The 25,051-nt window shown below is 50.6% G+C and carries 20 protein-coding genes; 12 read left to right on the forward strand and 8 right to left on the reverse strand.

Annotated elements, in window-relative coordinates; translation table 11 throughout:
* Nucleotides 1-220: 220 nt before the first annotated feature.
* The 9 genes from GK091_RS22225 to GK091_RS22265 all read left to right on the forward strand — a co-directional run bounded on the left by GK091_RS22225 (nucleotide 221) and on the right by GK091_RS22265 (nucleotide 12,233).
* A complete protein-coding gene (locus GK091_RS22225; RefSeq protein ID WP_164042105.1) occupies nucleotides 221-2,926 on the forward strand; it encodes a c-type cytochrome in 2,706 nt (901 codons plus the stop codon).
* A 102-nt stretch (nucleotides 2,927-3,028) separates the two neighbouring features.
* Entirely contained in the window at nucleotides 3,029-3,805 is a 777-nt protein-coding gene (locus tag GK091_RS22230) for a 3-keto-disaccharide hydrolase (protein ID WP_164042107.1), read from the forward strand.
* A gap of 53 nt (nucleotides 3,806-3,858) precedes the next feature.
* Nucleotides 3,859-4,920 (forward strand): aldose 1-epimerase family protein, encoded by a 1,062-nt coding sequence (locus tag GK091_RS22235; protein ID WP_164042109.1) that lies wholly within the window; start codon nucleotides 3,859-3,861, stop codon nucleotides 4,918-4,920.
* Nucleotides 4,921-4,940: 20 nt separating this feature from the next.
* Nucleotides 4,941-6,164 carry a class I mannose-6-phosphate isomerase gene (locus GK091_RS22240; protein WP_164042111.1) on the forward strand — a complete coding sequence of 408 codons (1,224 nt, stop codon included), beginning with the start codon at nucleotides 4,941-4,943 and terminating at the stop codon, nucleotides 6,162-6,164.
* Nucleotides 6,165-6,235: 71 nt separating this feature from the next.
* Nucleotides 6,236-7,270: a sugar phosphate isomerase/epimerase family protein gene (locus tag GK091_RS22245; RefSeq protein ID WP_164042114.1), complete on the forward strand. Its 1,035-nt coding sequence runs from the start codon at nucleotides 6,236-6,238 to the stop codon at nucleotides 7,268-7,270.
* A 137-nt stretch (nucleotides 7,271-7,407) separates the two neighbouring features.
* Nucleotides 7,408-8,565 carry a Gfo/Idh/MocA family protein gene (locus tag GK091_RS22250; protein WP_164042116.1) on the forward strand — a complete coding sequence of 386 codons (1,158 nt, stop codon included), beginning with the start codon at nucleotides 7,408-7,410 and terminating at the stop codon, nucleotides 8,563-8,565.
* A 115-nt stretch (nucleotides 8,566-8,680) separates the two neighbouring features.
* The gene (locus tag GK091_RS22255) at nucleotides 8,681-10,180 is read left to right on the forward strand and encodes a sugar ABC transporter ATP-binding protein (RefSeq protein ID WP_164042119.1); all 1,500 of its coding nucleotides are present in this window, start codon (nucleotides 8,681-8,683) and stop codon (nucleotides 10,178-10,180) included.
* Nucleotides 10,181-10,229: 49 nt separating this feature from the next.
* Entirely contained in the window at nucleotides 10,230-11,213 is a 984-nt protein-coding gene (locus tag GK091_RS22260; RefSeq protein ID WP_164042121.1) for an ABC transporter permease, read from the forward strand.
* A gap of 72 nt (nucleotides 11,214-11,285) precedes the next feature.
* On the forward strand, nucleotides 11,286-12,233 hold the full coding sequence (locus GK091_RS22265) for a sugar ABC transporter substrate-binding protein (RefSeq protein WP_164042123.1): 948 nt from the start codon (nucleotides 11,286-11,288) through the stop codon (nucleotides 12,231-12,233).
* Between the two features lie 7 nt (nucleotides 12,234-12,240).
* On the opposite strand, the gene GK091_RS22270 is transcribed toward GK091_RS22265, so the two are convergent.
* Nucleotides 12,241-13,158, reverse strand: a complete 918-nt coding sequence (locus tag GK091_RS22270) for an alpha/beta fold hydrolase (RefSeq protein WP_164042126.1) — start codon at nucleotides 13,156-13,158, stop codon at nucleotides 12,241-12,243.
* A gap of 269 nt (nucleotides 13,159-13,427) precedes the next feature.
* Here GK091_RS22270 and GK091_RS22275 point away from each other — a divergent pair, with 269 nt between their 5' ends.
* Complete coding sequence (locus GK091_RS22275; protein ID WP_317166339.1) at nucleotides 13,428-14,345, forward strand: YihY/virulence factor BrkB family protein; 918 nt, start codon at nucleotides 13,428-13,430, stop codon at nucleotides 14,343-14,345.
* Between the two features lie 540 nt (nucleotides 14,346-14,885).
* Here GK091_RS22275 and GK091_RS22280 read toward each other — a convergent pair.
* On the reverse strand, nucleotides 14,886-15,272 hold the full coding sequence (locus GK091_RS22280; protein WP_164042130.1) for a hypothetical protein: 387 nt from the start codon (nucleotides 15,270-15,272) through the stop codon (nucleotides 14,886-14,888).
* A gap of 1,034 nt (nucleotides 15,273-16,306) precedes the next feature.
* Here GK091_RS22280 and GK091_RS22285 point away from each other — a divergent pair.
* Both GK091_RS22285 and GK091_RS22290 read left to right on the forward strand, forming a co-directional pair.
* Nucleotides 16,307-16,579 carry a helix-turn-helix transcriptional regulator gene (locus tag GK091_RS22285; protein WP_164042132.1) on the forward strand — a complete coding sequence of 91 codons (273 nt, stop codon included), beginning with the start codon at nucleotides 16,307-16,309 and terminating at the stop codon, nucleotides 16,577-16,579.
* Between the two features lie 49 nt (nucleotides 16,580-16,628).
* Nucleotides 16,629-17,618 carry an FAD:protein FMN transferase gene (locus GK091_RS22290; RefSeq protein WP_164042135.1) on the forward strand — a complete coding sequence of 330 codons (990 nt, stop codon included), beginning with the start codon at nucleotides 16,629-16,631 and terminating at the stop codon, nucleotides 17,616-17,618.
* 141 nt (nucleotides 17,619-17,759) lie between these two features.
* Here GK091_RS22290 and GK091_RS22295 read toward each other — a convergent pair whose 3' ends face one another.
* The 6 genes from GK091_RS22295 to GK091_RS22320 all read right to left on the reverse strand — a co-directional run bounded on the left by GK091_RS22295 (nucleotide 17,760) and on the right by GK091_RS22320 (nucleotide 25,011).
* Nucleotides 17,760-18,761 carry an NADP-dependent oxidoreductase gene (locus tag GK091_RS22295; RefSeq protein ID WP_164042137.1) on the reverse strand — a complete coding sequence of 334 codons (1,002 nt, stop codon included), beginning with the start codon at nucleotides 18,759-18,761 and terminating at the stop codon, nucleotides 17,760-17,762.
* 35 nt (nucleotides 18,762-18,796) lie between these two features.
* Nucleotides 18,797-19,564, reverse strand: coding sequence for an SDR family oxidoreductase (locus tag GK091_RS22300; protein WP_164042141.1), 768 nt, complete (start codon nucleotides 19,562-19,564; stop codon nucleotides 18,797-18,799).
* A 147-nt stretch (nucleotides 19,565-19,711) separates the two neighbouring features.
* Entirely contained in the window at nucleotides 19,712-20,302 is a 591-nt protein-coding gene (locus GK091_RS22305; protein WP_164042143.1) for a TetR/AcrR family transcriptional regulator, read from the reverse strand.
* 247 nt (nucleotides 20,303-20,549) lie between these two features.
* On the reverse strand, nucleotides 20,550-22,757 hold the full coding sequence (locus GK091_RS22310) for a PepSY domain-containing protein (RefSeq protein WP_164042146.1): 2,208 nt from the start codon (nucleotides 22,755-22,757) through the stop codon (nucleotides 20,550-20,552).
* A gap of 194 nt (nucleotides 22,758-22,951) precedes the next feature.
* Nucleotides 22,952-23,455 (reverse strand): DUF2271 domain-containing protein, encoded by a 504-nt coding sequence (locus GK091_RS22315; RefSeq protein WP_164042148.1) that lies wholly within the window; start codon nucleotides 23,453-23,455, stop codon nucleotides 22,952-22,954.
* 5 nt (nucleotides 23,456-23,460) lie between these two features.
* Nucleotides 23,461-25,011, reverse strand: coding sequence for an ankyrin repeat domain-containing protein (locus GK091_RS22320; protein ID WP_164042151.1), 1,551 nt, complete (start codon nucleotides 25,009-25,011; stop codon nucleotides 23,461-23,463).
* Between the last annotated feature and the right edge of the window lie 40 nt (nucleotides 25,012-25,051).

Genomic DNA, 25,051 nt, shown 5'->3' on the forward strand with positions numbered 1-25,051 from the left:
TTTTGCCTTCTGACCAGACAAATGCTCTGTAGACCAATCGTAGCGTGACTTTTTCTTTTTGGACTGCTACGCTATCAGCCGGTATATCAGTAGACTATGTTTCTGTAATCGGCTTGTGTCCAGATTTATACCGGTTCAGGCTCTGGTTGGATCGGTAGTTATACGACTTTTTTTCCTTATTCCATTTGGGAGCGTGTCCCAGTTCTTACTCCATAACGCTATGTTACGTTCGCACAGATCGGCTAAACTGCTTCTGCTTTTTTCCGCCCTCGTCCTGGTTGGGACTTCCTGGGTGGGTATGCAGGGGGCAGACTCAGGGAAGATAGCCCCCGAAAATCCTAAACTTGACAAGCTGAAGTTGCTGCCTGGCTTCAAAGCCGAGCATATATACAGCCCCTCAGATAATAAACAGGGCTCCTGGGTGTCTATGACGTTTGATGATAAAGGCCGGATGATCACCTCCGATCAGTATGGTTTCCTGTATCGTCTTGAATTGCCACCCATCGGTTCCGGCGCGCAGCAGCCCAAAATTGAAAAGCTGAAAGTTGGCACCGTTCAGCCCGGCGACACGACCGTGGGTATGGGCTATGCACAGGGCCTGTTGTATGCCTTCAATAGCCTGTATGTCATGGTGAACAACCGGGAGAACAAGAATTTTGGCAAAGGCAGCGGTCTGTACCGGCTTCAGGATACCAACGGCGATGACCAGTTCGAAACCGTGACGCTGTTGAAGGCGCTGAAAGGCGAGGGCGAACACGGCCCGCACAGCATCAAGCTCGCGCCCGATGGCAAATCGTTGTACGTTATTGCGGGTAACCATACCGACGTGCCGCCAATAGATGCGTACCGGCTGCCCTCCAACTGGAAAGAAGATAACCTGTTTCCACAAATAAAAGATCCGCGCGGCCATGCCAACGATCGGATGGCGCCCGGTGGCTGGATTGCCCGTGTTGATTCGGAAGGAAAACGATGGGAACTGATGGGGGCTGGTTTCAGAAATGCATTTGATATTGCCTTCAACGAAACAGGCGACATGTTTGCTTACGATTCCGACATGGAATGGGATTTTGGCTTACCCTGGTATCGACCCACTCGAATTTGCCACGTAACAAGTGGGGCTGAGTTTGGCTGGCGTACGGGTAACGGCAAATGGCTCCCGGCAAATCCGGATAATTTGCCGCCTACGTTGAACATAGGTCAGGGGTCGCCAACAAACCTTGTTTATGGCAGCACGGCCCGGTTTCCGGAACGGTATCGTCAGTCGTTGTATGCCTTCGATTGGAGTTTCGGTATTATCTACTCCATCTACCTGAAACCCAAAGGGTCAACGTACGAAGCGGAACGGGAAGAATTTATTTCGGGATCACCGCTTCCCCTGACCGATGGAATGTTTGGGCCCGATGGCGCGCTGTATTTTCTGACCGGTGGCCGTCGGCTGGAGTCCGATCTATACCGGGTTACGTATACCGGTACGGAATCCGTTGCGCCTGTAGCCAAAGCACCCGTTACCACGAAAGAACACCAGCTCAGAACGCAGCTGGAGCAATATCACCAGGGCCCCAATCCCGCAGCCATCGCTGCCGCGTGGCCCAATCTGAACCACCCCGACCGCTTTGTCCGGTATGCCGCCCGAATTGCCATTGAACACCAGCCCGTGGCCCAATGGCAGGCGCGTGTGTTTACGGAAACGGATCCCCAACGCATCACACAGGCAGCAGTGGCGCTGGCCCGGCAAGGTGATCCGGCTCAGAAAAGCCAGTTACTGAACGCATTGATGAAAATTAAATACGATCAGCTTCCTGAGTCGCAACAATTTGATGTGTGCCGCGCTTTTGAGCTGGTCCTTCTGCGGATGGGTATGCCCGAGGGTACCGATAAGGCGAACGTGATCGCGTATTTGAACCCGCACTATCCAGCCAAGACGGCGCTGCTGAATCGGGGGATTAGTAAAGTCTTGATTTCTCTGGATGCACCTGGCGTGGTCAACAAAACATTGGCCCTGATGGATATAAAGGACGAGCCTGGAAGCAATAATCTTGGTCTCGAAACATCAACGGCCTCATCCGACCTTATCCTGCGAAATCCCCAATACGGGTTGGACATTGCCAGCATGCTGGCTAAAGTACCACCGTTGCAGCAGACGTTCTACGCCGTAATGCTTAGCCGCGAGAACGCGGGCTGGACACCCGAACTTCGGAACAAATACTTCTCCTGGTTTGCCAATGCGTTTAAATTTCAGGGAGGTCGGAGCTATGTTGGTTTCATAGATAGGGCGCGTAAACTGGCGCTGGCACAGGTTCCTAAAGAGCAGTTCGACAAATACAATAAATTATCTGGCGCTGACTTGCTGACGGCATCGGGTAACGATTTTGTCAGTGACTACGCACCCAAGGGTCCTGGTCGCCAGTGGAAACTGGAAAGTGCCGTAGCTGTCGTTGATAGCGGCCTGGGAAATCGGGACTTTGCGACCGGTAAGAAAATTTACTCGGCTATTCTGTGTAGCCGCTGCCACGCGATGGGTGGCCAGGGTGGAGACATTGGTCCCGACCTGACGCAGCTTGGCACCCGGTTCTCGAACAAAGACATACTGGAAGCCATCATCAATCCTGACAAAGCTATTTCGGATCAGTATGCGTCGACCATCTTTACGTTGAAAAACGGTCAGTCCGTACTGGGTCGTCAGGTTAGTGATGATAAGACGAGCTACTCCATTTCTCAAAATCCATTTGCGCAGGATCAGATTCGGAAAGTTGCGAAAAAAGACGTTGTCTCGAAGAAAAATTCAACCGTTTCGATCATGCTGCCGGGTCTGATTAATAGCCTGAATCCTGACGAACTGAAAGACTTGATTGCCTATCTGAAAGCAGGGGGCAATCAGGCGAATGACGTCTACAAAACGACTAGTGGCGGATCGAAAGGTAAATAACGTGTAGCGCAGGAGGAGATCCGCATAGCCTTGGAAACTAGCCTATGGCTACGCGGATTTACTCCCGCGCTACATGATCATGACTCTAAAAGCGAGACAGACATGCTAAAAAAGATAAAAAGTAACGCGATCCAGCTGGGGCTATTGGCAGTTGTTGCAACGGCTAGCCTTAACACGGACTGCGTAGCGCAGAAGCAGAAGGATGGTTATGTGCAGATATTCGATGGTAAATCGCTCAAAGGCTGGGACGGTGACCCGACCTACTGGCGCGTCGAGAATGGAAATCTGGTGGGCGAAATCACACCAACGACGCTGCTTAAAACGAATTCATTTATCATCTGGCGCGGGGGCGAACCCGGCGATTTTGAATTAAAAGGTGAGTTTAACATAACCGCCGATGGTAACTCGGGAATCAACTACCGGAGCGATCAGCTTACCGACATTCCATTTGCGCTGCGTGGGTACCAGGCCGACATCGACGGTAAGAACCGGTATACAGGTCAGAATTACGAAGAACGGAAACGGACGACACTGGCTTATCGCGGTCAAAAAACAAAAATAACGCCCTATCAGGGAGCGGCCACGCCCGAAGGCGTCCGGTCAAATGTGAAAAATAATGCCTGGAACGGACTGACCGTGGTAGGCTCATTGGGGAGCTCCGATTCCCTGCAAACGCTCATTAAAGGCGAAAACTGGAACACGTTCCACCTGGTCGTCAAGGGAAATCATTTGCAGCATTACATAAACGATGTGCTGATGAGCGACGTAACGGACGAGGATACGGTCAACGGCAAACAGAAAGGACTGCTGGGCGTACAGGTACACGTTGGGCCACCCATGAAAGTTCAGTATCGAAACCTGATGCTGAAGCAGTTGTAACGCGTATTGTCAGGCAGTTTCGCTCAATTCTCATTTCGTAGAAGTACACAGACTTGATTTCGACAAATTGGTATAACAAAGTAGGAAACCCGGCACAACTCGGTGGCATCGAAACTGCAGTGCTGGACAATGGGTCCGGGCGGGGAAACCGCATAGCCTGGATCAATACCGGAACGGGCCTCCGCTATAAAGTGGTCATTGACCGGGGCATGGATATTGCCGATGCCTTTTTTAATCAACACAGCCTGACCTGGCTGAGCCACTCGGGCGTTACAACCCCCGAAGCGCTGTCGGATCGAGGAATCGACTGGCTACGAACCTTCAACGGCGGCTTGCTAACAACCTGTGGCCTTACGCACGTAGGTGGTCCCGAGCAGGACGAATTTGGTGAACGGGGTCTGCACGGGCACATCAGTAATATCGTTGCCGAAATCGAGTCGATCGTTCAGCCCGATCCGGCCAGGGGAAAGCTGGATATGAGCATTACTGGTCGAATACGGGAAACCCGCGTATTTGGCCCTAGCCTGGAACTGCGACGTACTATTTCTGGAACACTCGGTCAGCCGACGATCCGGATTCATGACGAGGTTATCAACCGGGCCAATACGCCGGCTCCGCACATGCTGCTCTATCACTTCAACTTCGGATGGCCGTTGGTCGATGAAGGAACCGAGCTCATCTGGCGGGGCGACTGGCAGGCGCGTGAAGGGGGAATCAACAGCGAAATCTTTCGGGAAGGTTATGATTTTCGAACCTGTCCTGCTCCGCTTGAGTCCCACACCGGAACAGGCGAAGCCGTCGCGTTTATCGACATCGTTCCCGATCATTCGGGTTTATGCCGGGCCGGTCTGCACAACGCCCAGCTTGGGTTGGCGCTGGTCATGCGCTTCCGGAAAGAGCAATTGCCCTGGCTAACGAACTGGCAGCACTGGGGTAAAGGCGAGTACGTGACGGGCATCGAACCGGGTACGCATCCGCCCATCGGTCAGGCCAAAGCCCGCAAAGAAGGATCATTGGTGTTTATAGCGCCGGGCGAAAGCCGAACCTACGACCTGGAACTTGAGCTGCTGACCGATGCCGCCGATATCAATGACTTTGTAAGCAATTACGTTTAGTTGAGTAACAATAAACTCGTATGGAAACAACCGAAAAAGTAAGCGTAGCCGCAAAAGCCTTAGAAGAGGGAAACGGTATTTTACGTCTGGCACCAACGTGGGTCCCCCGTTCCTTCTGCGTGCCGGGACGTCGCATAAAGCTGCATCCCGACGACTATTACGTATTAGGTGGCGAACGGGGCGGCATCGACGAACGGTGGCTATCATCGACAACACCCGCCAAAAATGGTCCGCTGACCGGCGAAAACGAAGGATTGAGTGCTGTCGTCTTCAACGATGGCGATGCCGATGTTCAGTTTCTGCTGAAAGATGCGATCGATGAATTACAGGATGCCTTGATTGGGGAACGCCTTTGGAACGAATACGGTGCGTGGCCGATGTATTCCAAGTTTTTCGACAACATGGGGCCGCTGCCCCATCACCTGCACCATAATGACGAACAGGCTGCGCTCATTGGGCAGCTGGGCAAACCCGAAGCCTATTATTTTCCACCGCAACTGAATAATCACGGTGGCGATTTCCCCTATACGTTTTTCGGCATTGCGCCCGGCACCACGAAAGAGCAGATCAAAGAGTGTCTGCAAAACTTCACGAAGGGCGATAACAAGATAACCAATTTTTCGTCGGCTTACCGGCTCGAACCCGGCACGGGCTGGGACGTTCCACCCGGACTGCTTCACGCGCCCGGCAGCTTGTGTACGTACGAGCCCCAAAAAGCCTCCGACGTATTTGCCATGTACCAGTCATTGGTCAACGAAGCAATCATCCCGGAAGAACTGCTCTGGAATGGTACGCCCAAAGATCGTATGGGTGACTACGATCAGCTGATGGAAGCTATTGACTGGGATTTGAACGTTGATCCGCAGATGATGGCCAATCGGTTTATGCGTCCCAGACCAGTTAAGCCAGTCGCCGACATGGAGGCTGACGGATACAGCGAGACGTGGGTGTGTTACAAAAATGAGGCATTTAGCGCCAAAGAGCTGACCGTATTTCCGGGCGCAACGGTGACCATAAAAGACAGTGCTGCCTATGGCCTGATCGTTATGCAGGGTCATGGCAAGATGGGCGTCTGGGAAATCGAAACACCAGCGTTGATTCGCTACGGCCAACTGACGAACGACGAGTTCTTTGTCTCGGAAAAGGCGGCTCTTGAGGGCGTAACGATTACGAACCCATCAACAACCGACCCAATCGTTATGCTTAAACACTTCGGTCCCGGCAATCCAGACCTGGTGCTCTAGAATACGAACCGTGCTGACTGTCAACGTTTGCGCGCTGGACTCAAACTCAAACCTTAAATCATTTCCTTTCCATGAACGAAAATAACTATCCCAAACTCCATAACGCCATGTGGCCGGGTGTGGTCGGGAAAGGCCCCGACTCCGAACCCGTCGTTCCATTCGACACCATGCTGGAACTGACCGCTGCGGCTGAAGTCGACGGGGTGAAATTCGACGGCGTCGATCTGGCGCTCTTCGAACACATTGATGTCAATATATCGGATGATGGGATTAAACAGTTAGCCGATAAGTTGAGTGGCTACAATCTGGCCGTTGGCTCGTTGGTGGCTCCTATCTGGGGCGGTCCGGCCATGGGTAGTAAAGAAGATCGGGCCAATTTTGTCGAGATGGTCCGTAAATCGTGCCACATCGGCCAGAAACTGACCGAACTCGGTATTCGTCCGAGTGGCGTGGTCCGCATCGACTCGGCAACCTCACCCCATGATTGGGATGCCGATCCAGTCGGTAATAACAAACTCATCGTGCAGACCTTTCAGGAAGCCTGCGACGTAGCCGCCGATTACGGTGAAAAGCTGGCTGCCGAAGGCGAGATCTGTTGGGGTGGGATGCACAGCTGGAAAACCATGCTCGAAACGCTGGAAGCCGTTGATCGCCCGAATATGGGTTTTCAGGCCGATATGGCGCATACGTTACTGTATACGATGGGTTACAACCGCGAACAGGACCGTATCTTACCGCCCGATTTTGACTGGAGCGACCGAAAAAGTCTGAGTGAAGCGTTGCGTACGCTGACAAATGCCCTTCGCCCGTGGACCATTGATTTCCACGTCGCCCAAAATGACGGAACGGTATTTGGTTCAGGTTCGCACGACAAAACGGGTCGCCATTGTCAGGCACTAGACCCCAACGGGAAGCTCGATGTAGTGCATGATGCGGGCTACTGGCTGCGCGACGAAAACGGTCAGCTGACCAAAGCGTTCAAACACATTTGCTGGGATGGGTGTATGTTCCCTAATTCTGTGATGACCAACCAGCAGACCTGGAACGATATTCTGGCTACAATGATCAAAGTCCGCCAGCAACACGGCTGGTATGAACCCGCGTAGAGACCGGTCCGCCGGTGCGGCAATCCCTATGCGTCTCCTGACCGGATGGTTTTTTAGCTGATACCGATAGTTGCTGACGCGTATGAGACGCCATCCCTTGCGTCTCTACAAGAGATGATAACCCTAAACCTGAAAAAATGGCAACGAAAAAAGAACTACGCATCGGCTTGATTGGCACCGGTTTTATGGGCCGGACCCATTCCAATGGCTATAACCGCGTACCCAATTTTTTCCCTGATCTGGCCTATACCCCCGTTTTAAAGGCAGTATGTTCGCGCAACGCCGAAAAAGTACAGGCTTTTGCGGACCAGTGGGGCTACGAGTCCGTCGAAACCGATTGGAAAGCCCTCATTGCGCGGGATGACATCGATGCCGTCGACATCTGTACCCCCAACGATACCCACGCCGAAATTGCCATTGCCGCTGCGAATGCGGGAAAGATGATCCTCTGTGAGAAGCCGATTGCCCGCAACGTAGCCGAAGGCCAAGAGATGGTTGATGCGGCTGAGAAAGCAGGGGTGGCTACCACCGTTTGGTACAACTACCGGCGCATTCCTGCCGTTACGCTCGCTAAACAGATTGTCGATTCGGGCAAGCTCGGTCGGATTTTTCATTACCGCGCCAATTTTCTCCAGGACTGGACCATCAGTGCGGACGTGCCACAGGGCGGTACCGGGACCTGGCGTATGGATGTGGAAGCGGCTGGTTCGGGCGTAACCGGTGACCTGCTGGCGCACTGTATTGATACGGCCATGTGGCTTAACGGGGCTATCAAAGACGTATCGGCAGTAACGGAAACGTTTGTTAAAGAACGGGTTCATCAACTGACGGGTAAACTTCAGCCGGTCGGTATCGACGATGCCTGTATATTCCATTGCCACTTCGAAAATGGGTCACTGGGTCTGTTCGAGTCAACGCGGTATGCGCGCGGCCATAAGGCCCTGTATACTTTCGAGATCAACGGCGAGAATGCGTCCATCCGCTGGGACCTGCACGACCTGAACCGGCTGGAATACTTCGATTACGCCGATGATTCCATCGTGCGCGGCTGGCGGTCCATTCACGTTACCGACGGTGATCAGCCTTACATGGACAAGTGGTGGGTACCTGGCCTGGGTATTGGCTACGAGCATAGCTTTATTCATCAGGTGGCCGATTTTCTGAAAAGTCTGGAAACCGGCGAATCGTGTGCGCCTACGTTCAAAGATGCGCTGGAAACGCAGAAGGTCTGTGAGGCCGTTCTCGACTCGGCGGCATCGAAAGCCTGGAAAGACACGGGCGTCGAGTGGTCATAAATCAATGAGCATTAGTAGTACGGGTTTGTAGTCCTCGTGTCAGCTTATCAAAAACTAAGCGCATAAGGACTGCAAACCTGCTTGTTGTATCGGAACCCGTCACGGTGTATAAATCATGAACCAGTCGCAGGAATATGTTCTTCAGGTACATGGCCTGACGAAAACGTTTTCTGGCGTGAAGGCGCTGGATAACGTGCAGCTACACGTCAGAAAGGGCGAGGTTCATGCGCTGATGGGCGAAAACGGCGCCGGTAAATCGACCCTCATGAAGATTCTGATTGGCCTGCTTAAGTCCGATTCGGGTGAAATTCTGCTGGAAGGAACCCCCCTGGCGGCAGGCAGTGTCAACGAAGTGCTCCGGAAAGGCGTGTCAATGATTCATCAGGAAATTCTGCTGGTCCCTGAGCTGACCGTAGCGCAAAATATTTTCCTAGGTCGGGAAGCTACCCGCCTGTTTCCCGGCTGGCTCGATGACCGGACCATCTACCGACAGGCCGAAGAAATTCTGACGCGTATGGGCGTCAACATTGACGCCCGAACCAAAATGAAGTACCTGAGCGTGGCCGAAATGCAAATGGTCGAAATTGCCAAAGCCATTTCCAACGATGCCAGACTCCTGATCATGGATGAGCCCACGTCGGCCCTATCGGACCGGGAGGTAGCCACGCTGTTCCGAATCATTCGGGAGCTGACGCAAAAGGGAGTTGCGATTATCTACATCTCGCACAAGATGGACGAGATTTTTACCATTGCTGATACGATTACAGTGCTGAGAGACGGACGCTACATCGGTACGAGCAGCGCATCGGCGATGGACACAAACCAGCTAATTGCGATGATGGTAGGTCGGGAAATTGACAGCTTATTTCCCGAACCAACTACGTCGAAAGGCGAGGTTATCCTATCCGTCAGGGACCTGGGACGGACGGGGAAATTCTCGGGCATCACGTTTGACGTGCGGGCTGGTGAAGTACTGGGCATGGCGGGACTGATGGGTGCGGGTCGCACCGAAATCGCACGGGCCATTTTTGGTCTGGACTGGATTGATCATGGACAAATTTTTGTCAAGGGGCAGCCCGTAACGATACGCTTCCCGCCGGATGCGATCCGGCACGGTATCGGTTACGTCAGCGAAGACCGGAAAGGCGTGGGGCTGGTGCCTACGATGTCGGTGAAGGAAAACAGTACGCTGGCCAGTCTGCGCAATTACGCTAATGGGCCCTTTATTCAGGACAAGCGTGAAATCAGCGCAACCGCCGATATGGTTGATAATCTGCACATAAAGACGTCAAGTATTGATCAGAAGGTGGCAACCCTGAGCGGGGGAAATCAGCAGAAAGTAGTGATCGGGAAAGTGCTTCTTTCGTCGCCGGATGTGATCATGCTTGATGAGCCAACGCGTGGCGTTGATATTGGGGCAAAAGCTGAGATTTATAAGCTGATCAACGAGCTGACCTCGAATGGATTAGCGGTTATCATTATTTCGTCTGAACTCCCTGAATTAGTAGGAATGAGTGATCGAATCCTTGTATTGGCGGCAGGGAAGCAGACCGCAATCTTGTCGAAAGAGGAAGCTACTCAGGAAACAATTATGGCTTACGCGATGCCAGGGTAGGTTGGCCATTGGGTAACGATGATAACCAGTTGCCCGAAAAACAATACGCATGAAGAATGTACTACAAACTTATTTGAATCCGGTTAGAGGTACTGACAAAGTACGCACCCGCGGTATCGGAAAATACGGGATTGGGATTGCTTTCGTCATTTTGTGTATCGTTCTATCCGTAATTACGCCGAAATTTCTGACGGTGTCGAACCTGATGACCATCGTAACGCAGGTGTCGATCAATGCGTTGCTGGCCTTTGGCGTTACGTTTGTGATCATAACGGGTGGCATCGATCTGTCGATCGGGTCGATGGTAGCGGTTACGGGTGTTGCGGCTGCACTGTTCGCCCACCCCGACGATTATCCGGTACTCGTTTCTATCGGTATTGGCATACTATCGGGCTTGCTGTTCGGCGCATTCAATGGTTTTATCATCACCCGAAGCAAAGTACCTCCGTTCATCGTGACGCTGGGTACGATGACAATTGGGCGTGGGCTGGCACTTATTCTCAGCAAGGGTCGTCCCGTATCGAATCTGTCGGATTCCTTTAACTTCATTGGTGGTGGTCAGCTGCTGGGCGTACCAACGCCCATTATCATCCTGATCATTGCCTTTGTGCTTTGTTCTATTCTGCTCAGTAAGACCGTTTTAGGTCGCTATATGTACGCAGTCGGGGGCAATGAACAGGCCGCCGAAGCGTCGGGTATTCGGCTCAATCGCATAAAGATGATCGTTTATACATTATGCGGTGGGCTGGCTGCGCTGGCTGGTATTTTACTGACATCCCGCATCACAACGGGACAACCTAACGCCGGTACAGGGTTTGAACTGGATGCCATTGCGGCTGCGATCATTGGAGGCACTAGCACATCGGGCGGCACCGGGACCATAACCGGCACGTTGATCGGTGCATTGCTGATCGGGGTGATCAACAATGGGCTGGATTTACTCAACGTAACATCGTACTATCAGCAGGTTGTGATGGGAGTCATCATCATCGGGGCCGTCGTGCTGGATAGTTTAAGTCGCAAGGGGGAGTAAGTACGTTATTCCAATCACATTGCTGAATAATAAACAGTAATCAACTTTCAATCACGCATTCACTACTTATCAATGACGCACAGAACGTTTGTTTTCCTAAGCACTTTTCTTTCGTTGTTACTTTTGCTTTCGGGCTGTACTCAATCCTCGACGAGTGAAAAAGGTGGTCAGAACAAAAAACTCGTTGTGGGTGCCACCATGCTCAGTATGCAGAACGAGTTTATCGTCAATGTAAATGATGAGATGGCGAAAAAGGCGCAGGAGGCTGATGTTGAGTTTATTACGGTCGATGCTGAGCGGTCGGCGCTAAAGCAGATCGAACAGGTCGAGAGTTTTATTGCGCAAAAGGTGGATGTCATTATTATGAATCCCTGCGAGGTGGAGGCCAGTTCACCCGCCGTGACCAAAGCGTTAGCCGCGCATATCCCGATTATAAATGTAAACTCAGCAACCACGGCGAAACCTACCGCCTTTGTTGGCTCCGATGATGTCGAGTCGGGACGAATCGCGATGAATTACATTGCCAAACGGCTGGGTGGAAAAGGCAATGTGGTCATGATTCATGGTTACATGGGGCAAGCGGCTCAGATACAACGGGAGCAGGGTGCCCGCGAGGTGCTGAAACAGTATCCTGGACTGAAGCTGATCGCCCACCAGACCGGTGAGTGGGATCGGGCCAAATCAATGTCGCTGATGGAAAACTGGATTCAATCGTATGGCTCGGACATTAACGCCGTTTTCGCGCAGAATGACGAGATGGGAATGGGGGCCGTCAAAGCCCTGACCAGTGCGGGCCTGAAAAATAAAGTCGTTGTGGTTAGTATCGATGCCATTCCTGATGCGTTACAGGCCGTGAAAAATGGTACACTGGACGCTACCATTTTCCAGAATGCAGAACAGCAGGGATCAAAAGCCATCGAAACAGCCCTGAAAGTCGCAAAAGGGCAGGCATACGATAAAGAAACACTCGTGCCGTTTCAGCTCGTTACGAAAGATAACCTGGCTAGTTTCAAGAAATAAATTGTTGCTATCTGGCTGGCCGAAACGCTAGAAATAAGCCGACGAATACGAGTGCCGCGCCTACGCCGATTAGGGCCGTATCCGCTAGTTTTTTAGTTGTTACCATACCTTGTTTTGGGTGATTATTAGTTTGTGGTTGGTAAGAACCGTCGGTCACATCCAGAATCAACTGAGTAACTTCTTCGGGAACATCCAGTTGAGGAAAATGACCACAGTGGGAGAACCAGTGCAACTGCGCGTCCGGGAAAAGGGTCAGGGCTAGTTTCGATTGATTAGGAAAGCAAACCAGATCCTGACGTCCCCAGCCAATTACTACTGGTTGCTCAATTGAATCAGCCGGTGCGCCTTTCTGTTTTTCGCCATACGCCAGGTTGTCCAGCAGTTTGGTAAATGTTGGTGTAGGCGTAAAGGTGCGTAACTCGTTTAGCGCATTCTGCGCGGGAATCGCCCAGGGGTGAGCAGAAAACTGCGCAAATAATAGAGTTCGGCTAACGGGATTTCCAGTCAGCGCAGGTAAAATAGGTTGTAGGCCGTTAACGAGCTGGGCCGATAACCGAATGGAGTGATAGAAAAAGGGAATCTCCCAACCTTGCCAGAAACCACCCGGATCGAGCGATACAACCGCACCAAGTATGCCACCCCGTCGAGCCAGTTCGAGAACGAGTCGCGCGCCCATCGAACTGCCGACCGCGTCGATACCCGTTAAGTCATTCTCAGCTAAAAAGTCGGTAACGGCATCGGCAAGCGTACGAATCGATACCTCGCCGGGCAGGGGAGGGGTATCACCAAAGCCGGGTAAATCGATCGCAATAACATCCCGGTTGACCGCCAGTTTATCGATGATCAAATCCCAGGATCGGTGGCTGCTCCCAAGGCCATGAATCAGGAGTAATGGTTTCCCAGTGCCGCGTCGGATATAATTCATAAGCCTGCTATAAGTAATGGGTTTGTGTTTGTTCCAACTTGAAACAATGACTCGTTTCGATCATCTTGAATCAGAGAGCTATAAACTCAACACGACTATCTATGCATTGTTTTTTACGATGAGGAACTGGTTACCTCAAGGCAGCGAAACCACTGAACGTTGTGTAGGTTACGAGCACACCGACAAGCGAAGAATCTTGTAATCGCAAAACTCTATAGACGCCAGCGGTGTTGATTCTCCGGACCTGAATTGTTGATCCATTGAAAAAAGTGACCACTGTTTTCCGGCTGTTGAAACAAGCGTTCACCAACCTAAAGGCCAACGATCCTGTCCGTATGGCCGGAGCAACGGCTTTCTTTTCCTTCTTTGCATTACCACCCATCGTTATTATTCTCAGCAACGTACTCAGCCGACTCTACAATGATCGTTATCAGCGGGTTAGCGGGCAGTTTTTCGATGAACTGGCCGACTTGTTTGGTCCGAAAAGTGCGAACCAACTGGAAGACATTTCGCATCGATTGCAACAACCCAAAGCCGATCTTTCGTTAACATTGCTAGGGTTTGTGTTGCTTCTGCTTTCGTCGACTACTTTGTTCGCTATTCTCAAAAACTCACTCAATCAACTGTGGAACATCAAACACAAGGAAGGAAGAAACCTGCTATCAACACTGACCGACAAGCTAATTGCGCTGATCATCATTGTAGTTTCCGGCTTTCTGTTTAGTCTGTCACTGTTGCTGGAGCAGTTTCTGGCTCGGGCAGGTACCGAGTTCTCTCTGTCTTCACTGACGTATTACCACAACGTCGTGAGCGTAGGGAATTTCCTGACTTCGGTGATTATACGTATGATCTGGTTTGCCATTCTGTTCAAGTTTCTGCCGGATGTCAGAATACCCTGGCGAGCGGTTTGGCTGGGTGCTCTCTTTACCAGTTCGCTTTTTAAAATAGGCGAGGCTATCTTAAATCGATTATTGGTTCATAGCCAGCTTGGGATGCTGTATGGTACGGCAGGGGCCGTGATCCTGTTGCTGCTGTTCGTGTTTTATGCGTCCCTGATCTTTTATTACGGAGCGGCTTTTACGCGTCAATATACCGAATGGACTCATCTGGCCGCTGAACCTACCAGCCGTGCGGTTGCTTACACGATTATTGAAGATGAACCGTTGGATACGGATGGAAAAGAATAGGGCTAAAAAGAAATGTTCCGACCAGTTATGGAAAACTGGTCGGAACGTTTGCTAGTTGACTTGTCCACTATACAGATAGTATAAGAGGATCATGCAGCTACAACGGCGTCTATCTCGTTATATACTACTTATGATCTACAACGACTTTATTGGGGAAATAGCTAGTTAGTAATTGGCGAATTTATTTAACGGTTACGAGAACGTATTACTACTACGTGTACTAGTAGTTGCCGGTATGTATCGAATTGTTGAGAGAGCCGGCGCACAGAGGGGTAACGCGAATCAGGTACTGTTTACTAGGCTACTAGCCTGTTTTGTTAACAGGAATTGGCAAAATTGAGTTTGTCAGACTGTATATACAAAAAGAAGTGATTACGCCTGATAAGTTACCTGTTAAGTTGGCCGCTACCCAATCAAGAGTAGGTCAATAGGGAGCCGGAAAGCGCGGCTGCGATGAAGACAAAATAAGGACGGAACGAAGTACTGAAATTGTAGGATAGGCTGCTCGTAGTGTAATCCGATGCCGTGTCGATACTGTTTTCAAGAGGCTCCCAGTGAACTTAACCAGAGAGCCCGCTTGATGCGCTCTGCTTCTTTTTCCAGACGAATCGTGTGGGAGCGTAGGCGACTTATGGTTAGTGATGCAGATTCCGGACTCAAATCGCCTGAATTATCCAGTTCATTTATCAGGCTGATGATCTCCTGCGCCATCGTATCCCGCACTTTTTTTAACTCACACAGCGAGTATTGAGTAGCTGGTTTTGTGCCGTTTGCTGACTGGCGACTCGCTATGGTCTCCGATAGAACCCCATGCAACGTATGAAAGTCACGAACAGCCTGACTCCAGCTCGCCAACACAGATGGTAGATCAGCAATAGTCAAAGGGGTGGATACACTGTGTTTAGAAATACGGGATACTTTTGGCATTTTGTTGAATGATGACGGCTTAAAAGAGGCAATTTTGACCTTTATGGTTAAACAAACATACATTGTTGTCGTTGATGTTTCACCTTTTTTTTAGTTAACGACAGGGTAGGGCACGTTGACGTTGGCTGATGCAGCCATATTGATAGTTGATCGCTGGACACCATCTAGTTCAGCACGATTCGTCTGTAAACCAACGTACCATGAATGGGAACTGTAAGTCAGTAGCTTGAAATTCTACCAAAAAATTCATCGGTTTTGGCCTTTTCGTCGGTCGGTTTTGCAATTGACTGCGGAAAGCGCAGGCCTTCAATTGACTTCTCACAAAAACCGGGCCGTCCTGGCTGAAACAGGTATAGAAAAATAGACTGCCCACCAACACAGTAGCGATGGGGCATTGTCCGGCAGTAGAACGACAGCGTTTCAATGGCTTAGACGAAGTACTGATTGAAAAGTAATGGGTTGGCGCTAGTAATGCTTAAAATAGCCATTGCTTTTACGGGCAAATCCCACGAATCAGTAAACGAGCAAAAAAAAGCAGCTGCTGATTTCAGTAGCTGCTTTTTAGGTTAGTAATAATTCCGGTCGTCATCCCCGTAAGCAGTCGCTCCCGTGAAACTGCCTGAATTGCCAGAAACAGGACAGGGAAAGTACATCGAATTTGCCGCCTAGAAGTTGGTTATACATGAGCGCAGAACAGTTTCTTAGTTAGACTTTGTCTAATTGATTCTGTCCGGTACCAATGTCCTAGACCCAGCGGGGTGCATAAGAGAGATACGGTAACGCCAGAGAGAGAAGGTGGTAATTCTGCGAACGAGGTGATCCGCTGCGAACTCGGTTTTTACGGAGAGGGGAAGCTACTTTTTTCGAACAGCGAATCCGTGTCGTTGCCAGTGATGGGAAGGATTTCTGGCACGAATGGTTGCTAGAAGGCATCCCCATCTGGTACACCAACCGGAACTTGTGCCAGAAGCTGGATCTTTCAATAGAGAATTGCTAACCCTACGTTCAGATGATTTGCTCGCTGCGCACTGACAGTGCTTATCAAACGAGCAATAGATACCAGCAAGACGACCGTATTTGGCTATTTGAATCAGTTTAAAATGGAAAAAGCGAAAGACCTTCTGACGGCAGGGCAAACAAAAATTTCGGCTATCGCCCGCTCATTAGGTTACAAACACGCAACCCATTTCACGGCAGCGTTCAAAAAATACTTCGGCTTTCTGCCCCATAAGATCAAGATGAGTGTTCTTATGCCCTTCATCGAACTGGATACCGATTTTGTTCTCTTGCTGGAAATGTTTGGCTGATTACCTGGTTAGCCAGCCAACATTGTCTCTTTTGACCGATTTTTACAGCATGAAATACGTATTCGTACTCGCTCTACTTTTACTGGGATTCAACGCCGATGCCCAGATACTACGAAAAAGAACGGTTAAGTTGATGGGTAGCCGGTTCGACATTACCATCGTTGCCGCGGACTCCCTAACGGCTGAACAGGCGATCGATACGGTCATTGCCGAAGTGACGCGGATCGAGAACCTGATCTCGGACTGGAAAGCCGATACCCAAATTTCGCAGGTTAACCAGAATGCCGGTATTGCTCCCGTACGGGTTGATCCCGAAGTATTCGCGTTAACGGAGCGGGCTCTTCATTTCTCTATCATCACGAACGGGGCTTTCGATATCAGCTTTGCCGCGATGGATCGTATCTGGAAATTCGATGGCTCAATGACGGAAATGCCAAGCCCGCAGGCCATAAAAAAATCAGTGGAGAAAGTGGGGTACAAACACATTGTGCTGGACCGCGTGCATTCGACCATTTTTCTGTCGCGGAAGGGGATGAAGATTGGTTTTGGCGCGCTGGGGGAGGGGTATGCCGCCGACCGCTGCCGCACCATGATGTTGGCGCGGGGTATCAAGGCCGGTATTGTCAACGGGTCGGGCGATATGAGTACCTGGGGCAGACAAACCAACGGGCGTGACTGGACCATCGGCATCACCAATCCACTGCACAAGGACACGGTCTTTGCAGTTGTGCCGTTGCGGCAACCTGCCGTTGTGACTTCCGGAAGTTACGAGAAGTTTGTGGTGTTCAATGGTAAGCGATATGCCCACATCATCAATCCCCGAACGGGTTATCCGGCTACGGGTGTGAGCAGTGTAACGGTCTTTGGTCCCAGCGCTGAAACGGCCAATGGATTCAGTACCTCACTGATGGTGTTGGGCAAGGACGCCGGACTGAAACTGATCCGGAAATACCCCCAATACAGCTACATCATGATCACCGATGATGGGCAGATTCGTTCGTCTCCTCGTCTGATTGCTAAACGTTTGCGCATCCGCTAACGCGTGAAGAATGGCTCAGATTGGCAAACAGATGCCCGTTTGTTTGCTATGAAATAGAACAGGAAGTTGACAACAGATCGCTGTTTCTGCATTGAACAAGAAGCTTGCCCAGTCACGAAACAGCGATCTGCGAAATCTGATTTACTTCACCTGGACAACAACCTTACCTTTCGCGCGTCCGCTTTCAACATAGGCTAACGCGTCGTTGGTCGACTTAAACGGAAATAGTTTATCGACTACAGGTCGTATGATCCCGGATTCGATCAACGAAGTAATTTTGGTTAGCTGGCTGCCGCTCGCTTTCATGAAGAGAAACGAATAGTCTACCCCGTACCGTTTTGCTTTTTTTCGGGTGCTGTAGCTCAAGAAGAACAACACGGTTTTTAGTAACCAGTTCAGGCCAATCTCGCTGGCGAAAGCAGGATCAGGAGGACCCGAAATAGAAATGAGTTTTCCCCCCGGTTTTAAGATGCGGAGTGATTTTTCGAGTGTCTTCTGGTCTTGACTGTTCAGAACCACATCGTAATCATGCAGTATGGTTTCAAAATTTTCCTTCCTGTAATCAATGACTACATCCGCCCCCAGACTTTTTACCAGCTCGCGATTGTCGGCACTCGTTGTCGTGGCTACCGTAGCACCCAGATGCTTGGCCAGCTGAATGGCAAACGTGCCTACGCCACCCGAACCAGCCTGAATAAACACGTTCTGGCCTTTCTTCAGGTCCGCTTTTTCAACTAATGCCTGCCAGGCGGTGAGACCGACCAGTGGAATCGAAGCGGCCTCTTCCATCGTAAGGTTCCGGGGCTTCATGGCAGTGTCGTCCTCACTTAGGGCAATGAACTCGGCGAACGTTCCGATTCGATCTTTATCGGGGCGGGCGTATATTTCATCACCTACCTTGAACTTCCGGACACCAACGCCGATCTGGGTAATAACTCCCGCCACATCGTTGCCTAAAATGAGTGGAAAGCGATACGGCAGAAGAAGCTTGAACTCGCCATCCCTTATTTTTGAATCAAGTTGATTGACACCCGCTGCGTGAACCTGGACCAGTACGTCCTTATCCTGCAATACGGGCTCTGGTATGTCAGTAGCCTGTAACGGCCCCTTTTCGGTATACCGATTTATAGCAAATGCTTTCATTGTTTCGTCAGTCTGGCGTGATTGATAATAAAAGGTTAAGGGCGCAGCAACTGGTAACTTTTCGTTGGGTTAACCAGCTTATCAGCCAGTTTGGGCGAAAGCCGGTTGAGTACATAAAGCGATTTCGTGTCGCCGACGCGGATGGTCAACTGGTTCGTCTTGAGCCCATTGATGAGGGCATTGACCAGCACGTCGGTAGTTATTTTTTTGTCTGTCCGATCCGCAGTCATTTCGGTGGCCACCACGGGGGGGATAAGCTCGAACACCTTTACTGGACTGTTCACAATTTTCAAATGTTTCCGGAGCGATTCGGTATAGAAACGCAGTGCTACCTTGGACGCAGAGTAGGTCGCTTCCAGTATAGAGGGTACATAGCTCAGAATAGAGGTTGTGTTGATAATAGCGCTTTCTGATCTGGCCGTAAGTATGTCCATGAACAGATTATTCAGGCGAATGACACCCAGGTAGTTGACATTCATTTCATAAGCCGCATCCTCCACATGTTTCTCACTTGGTACAGCCAGACTGAGTGGTTCAGTCAGAACACCCGCATTGTTGTATAGAATATCGATTCCGCCTAATTGCCGCACCTGGCTGACGAGTTGACGCGCATCATCAGCGCTGGAAACATCACTGTTGATGGTAATCAGTGCCGGATACAATTTTTTAGCGGCTTCTAATTTCGCCGGGTTTCTACCCGTGATCAGTACGCTTGCTCCATTGGCTAAAAACTGTTTAGCGGCTTCTAGGCCGATACCGGCTGCTCCACCAGTGATCAATACTACCTTCCCTCGTAATTCCATGATTCTTTACGTAAAAGTTGTTATTCGTTCGTTAGGTCAGTACACATAATTAATAGACCAAAAAGTATATTTTGAGACCAACAAACAGGCCGAAGTGTACTCGATAAATTTAAAATATACTTTTTAGTTTATTTCGGGAGAAAAAAACTAGACAGAATAACTGTCCAACTCCGCTTTCAGGCTTTTGATGAGCCCCTGCATAGGTTTCGCCGTATTCATAGCGCGGCACATGACAACCCCTCCTTCAACGGCGGCCACCATCTTGAAGGCATATACAGCGGCATCAAGATCAGGAGAAAACTCACCGCTTTCAATGCCTTGATTTAAGATGGTGACGGCCAATTCCTGCCCCCTTCGTATAACGCCAGCGACTTTTTCTTTGACGGGCGGATAATTGTCATCGGATTCTACGGCTGTATTAAAAATGGGGCAGCCACCCCGTATATACGTATCCAAAGGGTTTTTGTAGAGATCAAGAAACGCAAATAGTTTCCCCTTAGCAGTATCGGCTTTACTGATGGTTATCCCGATCTGCTCACTCATTTTGGCCAGTAGAAGGTCAATAACTTGAAACGAGAGATCTTCTTTACTCTCGAAATGGCCGTATAGGCAACCCTTAGTCAGTTTGGTAGCGGCCAGCACATCGTCGATGTGGACACCGGCTATCCCTCTCTGGTTGAACAAAGGAGCTGCTGTTTCCAGTATAAACTGTTTCGTGCGTTCTGACTTGGTAAGCATGGGACAAAAATAGACTAAAAAGTTTATTTTTGCCCCATGCTCTGATTATTTATTGATCAACGGTCAACGAGAATGATGGAATAGTCTATGCTGTGCTGCCCTGGTAAAAGCCCGTTTCTTGGGATGGTCGGCCAACGTGTCTCAAGGTTTACCCTCACCTTCGGCCCCTCCCATGCTGGGCGAGAGGAGCGCAGCTACCAATTCTTTCCCTTCTCCCGTTGCGGGAGGGGAGTCGGGGGTAAGGGGTTCAATAACAATCCATCAGGATCTGACTGTGGGACTGGTACACGCTGACAGGCTTGCCTAGTTTTGTCTGGCAGATCGTTTCGAGCAGGTCAATGACATCTTTCTGCATAGCCAATGATCCGCAGATCATTAGCACGCCTTTCATCATCAGCGCGTTGGCGAGGAAGTCGGCGTCGCGGGCGAGCAGATCGCTGACATATTGCTTTTCTCCCTCCCGCGAATAAGCCACATGTAAGTTCGTGAGTTTGTCGGCTGACCGGCTTTCTTCCAGGAAGTTGCGATAAACGGCGAACGAGCTACTTTGGCGGAAACCGCAGTATAAATGACAGGGTATCTGTTTGTTCTGACTGATCATGCCCAGAAACGGCGCGATACCGGTGCCATTGGCGATCATGATGACAATTGGCGCTTTTCTTGGGAAATGAAAATGATCATTGCGGACAATCCGGGCCTGAATCGTTTTACCCGGTGTCAGTTCGTGTAAAAAGCCGGATCCAAGCCCGCCCGGATGTAGCCGGACACTCAGTTGAACTTCGTTGTCCAGCATACCGATCGAATAGAGCCGTTCGCGGTGGTCGTTGTTGGGGTAGATGGCCAATAGGTCGCCCGATGTGACACCCCGCCGACGGTGAGAACGCATTCGAATTAGAAACGTACCATCTGGCTCCGCCGTGCGGGTATTGTCGGTCACGGTGAGCGTGTCAAAACGGGTAGCCGGAGCCGTCAACAGGGTTGCCGAAACCGGCATTGGTCGGTCGGCCTGTTGCGACCAGGCTTCGGCCCATAAGTTAAACTCGTCCGGCGACCGATCATTGACCGTGTGAATATCGACCAGCGGCAACGCCCACGATTGCCGGGCCAGTAATTGGTTTACTTCAAACGCGAACTGGCAGAAGTCGGGGTAAGCCCGCGACCCGAAACCAAGTACCGAGTAGCGAACCGACTGTAGTTGTGGGTATTTATCAACCAGTGTGGCAAAGCGCCGGGCATTGGTCGGAGCCTCGCCGAGACCATACGTAGCCGTTAGCACGATCAGGTGCTCTGCTTTGGGGAAAACAGCGTAGTTGTTAAGCTCGGTCAGGAAGGACTTTTCGCCCTGTTTAAGCAACTGTTGATGAATGAGTTGGGCAAATCGGTACGTGCTGCCATTCTCTGAACCAACCAGAATGATGAATCGGCACTCGTCGGCAGCGTACTTGTTCTTAACGCGGTTAGCCAGCCGTTTCCAGGTGATGGCAAAACCGGAGTAGATGAAAAAGAGAATGTTTCCGGACGCGATGGCCAGGATAATAGCCCATAGGCCACTGGCCCGACCCGTGTGCAAATCCAGACTCAAGTTGGTTAGCAACACAGCGGTTGGGTACCGGTTTTCGCTGAGAATGTCGCCCGTGATTTGATTGACGGTCAGTTCGCGATCCTTGAGCTTCAGCGTGTAGTATTCCTCGGGATCTTCTGAAAACGGAAACTCGATGCTTTGTACCTCTGTCAGCTTTGTCTGTTTAAAGACCGCAAAGTCAACTAAAGCCCGTTGCCGCAACGGACGTTGTGGTTTAGACTGAATGGCATCAAAGTCAATTTTGGGAGAAATTTTCGTCATGCCGATCAGGTCGAACCGGGCCAGCGAAAGGTACGTTCCCGACAGGGCGATGGCGAAGATCGGAATCAGCAACAACCGACCCAGTACGACGTGGTAATACTGAGCAAAGTTGTCGCGGACAATGCGGGTAAAGAATCGCTTTACGCCCCGTTGCCGCTGGATAATCAGCATGGTGCCGGACACCGTGATCAGCAGGAGCAGAAAGGCTGTCAGTCCGATAAAAAACCGGCCCGCTTCGTGTAGGAACAGCGATCGGTGCAAAGCCGTAACCCATTCGAAAAACTCACTTTGTTTGGTGGGAATACCCAGGGTTTTGCCCGTTCGTGGATCAACGTAAGCGGTCAGGTTTTTGCCGTCGGCATCGCTCCCCTTGATCTGCACAAACTGGTTGGCATCAACGCTTAGCTCACTGATTTCGGAAACGTTTTTTTTCAGAACCGGCAGCGTTTGAGCGAGGGTAATCTGATCAACGTTATCGACACGATAGGGCTGAATTTTCTGCGATACGGGTTCGAACGCCAGAATAATGCCGGTGATCGAGGCTACCGTCAATAAAAGAAAAGAAGATACAGCCAGGGCTAAGTGGCTGTATCTCCAAATGGAAATGGTCATAAAGCTAGCCGCTGTTGGCACTGGAACACTGATTCTTACGACGATTACTAGAGGAGTTGACCTACCGGAGCCTAGGAACTCAAAACAGGATAATTTCTTCGTTCAGTACGCGCTTGCCCTCGATACACAGGGGTACATCATAACTTACTCGTATCGATCATAAAAATCAGTGTTCTGGTGCATTGTGATACCCCTTAGTTGCTGGTATTGGGGCTAAAACGTACGTAGCGGATGTATCCCGTACCCTCGCTTTTGGCGGAAAGAGCGTCTGTCGTTAGCGGAATTTCCAGGTCTTTTACGTAGTACTTATTGTCTTCCACCGCACTTTCAAACCGTAGTTTGTAATCTTTGTCGATCTTTGCGCTTTCGATCTCCAGTACGGTAACGCTACGGTCGCCACCTGCCACCGAAGCTCCGGTTATGGCGCTGATGTCGGTTCGTTTTTTGGCGTAAGCCTTATGCCATTCCTTTACATCGGGGTACCATTTTTTGTTGGAGCCAAGCACGTACAGCGTTTTATCGTAGGCACCTTTCCCGTTGATGAGCGACACCACAATGTAGGCCCCTTCGCCCATGTAGTTGGTCATCTGGATCATGCACTTATACTTGACCGTACCCGGTTGTTGAGCCAGTGATGCCGATGGTTGGGCAAACGCCAGAGCCAGCACCAGTAAGCCGATTTTAGGCAAAAATGACATATTTTTTATTTCAGGAAGTTAACGGATACGTTGTTTTTAGCGAGCGATTCGTTTTCGCTGGCCAGATCGAACGCGGTTTCTTTAAAGTTGGTGGCGATGTCTTTTTTGGCACCAATCGACAACAGGTATTTTAGCAGAGCATCGTCTTTCGACACCATAGCTGCCCGGTGCAGAGCGGTAATTCCTTCCTTGTTTTTGCTGTTTACATCGATCTGAAGAGGCTCCAGGCGTTTCATCAGCGACAGGTCATTCTTGGCGACCGCTAAGTGATACAGCGTATTGCCGTTTTTCTGCGGAGCCTTGACGTCTAGTCCTTTTTCCTGAAGCAGATTTAATTTGGCCGTAAAGTCATCGGTTCGTGGTCCATTCTCAGACCGTTGACCACCTTCCGGGCGAGGACCGCCTTCTGGCCGTGGGCCATCCAGCCGGGGGCCGCTGGTTGGTCTGTACGATTGGATCAGGTAAGCAGCCAGATTATCGCCATTTTTGTCCGTAACGGTAACGTCAGCTCCTTTGGTCAATAAATAGCTCACTACCTCGGGCGAGTTGCCCTGTACGGCCATAGCCAGTGCCGTTACGCCTTTCTGGTTGCTCTGATTAATATTTTTCACCTTCGGCTGGAGCATTTCCAGCACGGCGATATCCCGGTTGGCCGCTGCCGCGTTCATAAATACGGTATTGCCTTCGTCGTCAGCCTGATTGACATCGACGCCTTTATCCAGAAAATACTTAATGAGTTCGGTCTGCTTGGGTCGGCGAACGATGGCATGCAAAACGGTTTCTCCGCTCTTGTTAGTTACAGTCGGTTTAATACCCAGGCTTTCCAGATACTGGAACGTTTCGATGGGTGCAGCGCCCTGACGGCCACCCTGACTCGCCATGATCATCGCCGTTGGGTTTACCGGAACTCCTCGCTGCTGCAACGCCTTCAGGATGTTGATATTTCCACTTCTGGCCGCATAACTAAACGCGTTGTTTCCGGCGGCATCCGTGCTTTTCAGATCCAGCCCTTTCGAGATAAAGTAATCGGTCAGTTTAAGGTCTTTATCGTTTGCTACAGCCAGCAAGAGTGCGTTGGCTCCATCATGATTCAGGTCCTTTTTGAGGTTGGCTCCGTTCTGGATGCACAAGTCATATACTTTCGTGTCGGGTTGGCCACTGCCCGCTGCAAAATTTAACGGCGTGGCACCGTGACTGTCTTCAACATTCGTTTTAGAGCCTTTCGAAAGCAGGTACTCCATGATCTCTGTATTGCCCCGGAAGGCGGCCCAGTGCAAATAAATGCGGCTATCGTGGGTGATCTTGCTTACATCGTTACCCGGCTGCGACAACAGATACTTGATCGTTTCGTTGGGAGCCTGCGCATTGATCGCCATCACGACGGGATCGAAACTCGCCTGGTTGAACTGAGACGGGTTGCTGCCTTTCTCGACTTCTGCCTTGACCTGATTCGCATCGGGTTTGCCTAGCCAGAACGACTGTTCCAGCAGAACGTTTTTCTGAGCCTGAGCGGAGAGCGAAACGCCTACCAGAATGGCTGCAACTAGTTTTTTCATACGAATTTGCGTGACTTAAACGGCTGATAGAGGGAGTTCA

Origin of the sequence: Spirosoma agri, assembly GCF_010747415.1 — a bacterium.
Classification (GTDB): Bacteria; Bacteroidota; Bacteroidia; order Cytophagales; family Spirosomataceae; genus Spirosoma; species Spirosoma agri.

Coding starts and splice junctions, on each gene's coding strand:
- GK091_RS22305 (WP_164042143.1), bottom strand. CDS start 20,302: ATGCTTACCAAGTCAGAACGCACGAAACAGTTTATACTGGAAACAGCA.
- GK091_RS22290 (WP_164042135.1), top strand. CDS start 16,629: ATGAAATACGTATTCGTACTCGCTCTACTTTTACTGGGATTCAACGCC.
- GK091_RS22280 (WP_164042130.1), bottom strand. CDS start 15,272: ATGCCAAAAGTATCCCGTATTTCTAAACACAGTGTATCCACCCCTTTG.
- GK091_RS22260 (WP_164042121.1), top strand. CDS start 10,230: ATGAAGAATGTACTACAAACTTATTTGAATCCGGTTAGAGGTACTGAC.
- GK091_RS22315 (WP_164042148.1), bottom strand. CDS start 23,455: ATGTCATTTTTGCCTAAAATCGGCTTACTGGTGCTGGCTCTGGCGTTT.
- GK091_RS22245 (WP_164042114.1), top strand. CDS start 6,236: ATGAACGAAAATAACTATCCCAAACTCCATAACGCCATGTGGCCGGGT.
- GK091_RS22320 (WP_164042151.1), bottom strand. CDS start 25,011: ATGAAAAAACTAGTTGCAGCCATTCTGGTAGGCGTTTCGCTCTCCGCT.
- GK091_RS22250 (WP_164042116.1), top strand. CDS start 7,408: ATGGCAACGAAAAAAGAACTACGCATCGGCTTGATTGGCACCGGTTTT.
- GK091_RS22225 (WP_164042105.1), top strand. CDS start 221: ATGTTACGTTCGCACAGATCGGCTAAACTGCTTCTGCTTTTTTCCGCC.
- GK091_RS22270 (WP_164042126.1), bottom strand. CDS start 13,158: ATGAATTATATCCGACGCGGCACTGGGAAACCATTACTCCTGATTCAT.
- GK091_RS22295 (WP_164042137.1), bottom strand. CDS start 18,761: ATGAAAGCATTTGCTATAAATCGGTATACCGAAAAGGGGCCGTTACAG.
- GK091_RS22240 (WP_164042111.1), top strand. CDS start 4,941: ATGGAAACAACCGAAAAAGTAAGCGTAGCCGCAAAAGCCTTAGAAGAG.
- GK091_RS22265 (WP_164042123.1), top strand. CDS start 11,286: ATGACGCACAGAACGTTTGTTTTCCTAAGCACTTTTCTTTCGTTGTTA.
- GK091_RS22255 (WP_164042119.1), top strand. CDS start 8,681: ATGAACCAGTCGCAGGAATATGTTCTTCAGGTACATGGCCTGACGAAA.
- GK091_RS22300 (WP_164042141.1), bottom strand. CDS start 19,564: ATGGAATTACGAGGGAAGGTAGTATTGATCACTGGTGGAGCAGCCGGT.
- GK091_RS22230 (WP_164042107.1), top strand. CDS start 3,029: ATGCTAAAAAAGATAAAAAGTAACGCGATCCAGCTGGGGCTATTGGCA.
- GK091_RS22310 (WP_164042146.1), bottom strand. CDS start 22,757: ATGACCATTTCCATTTGGAGATACAGCCACTTAGCCCTGGCTGTATCT.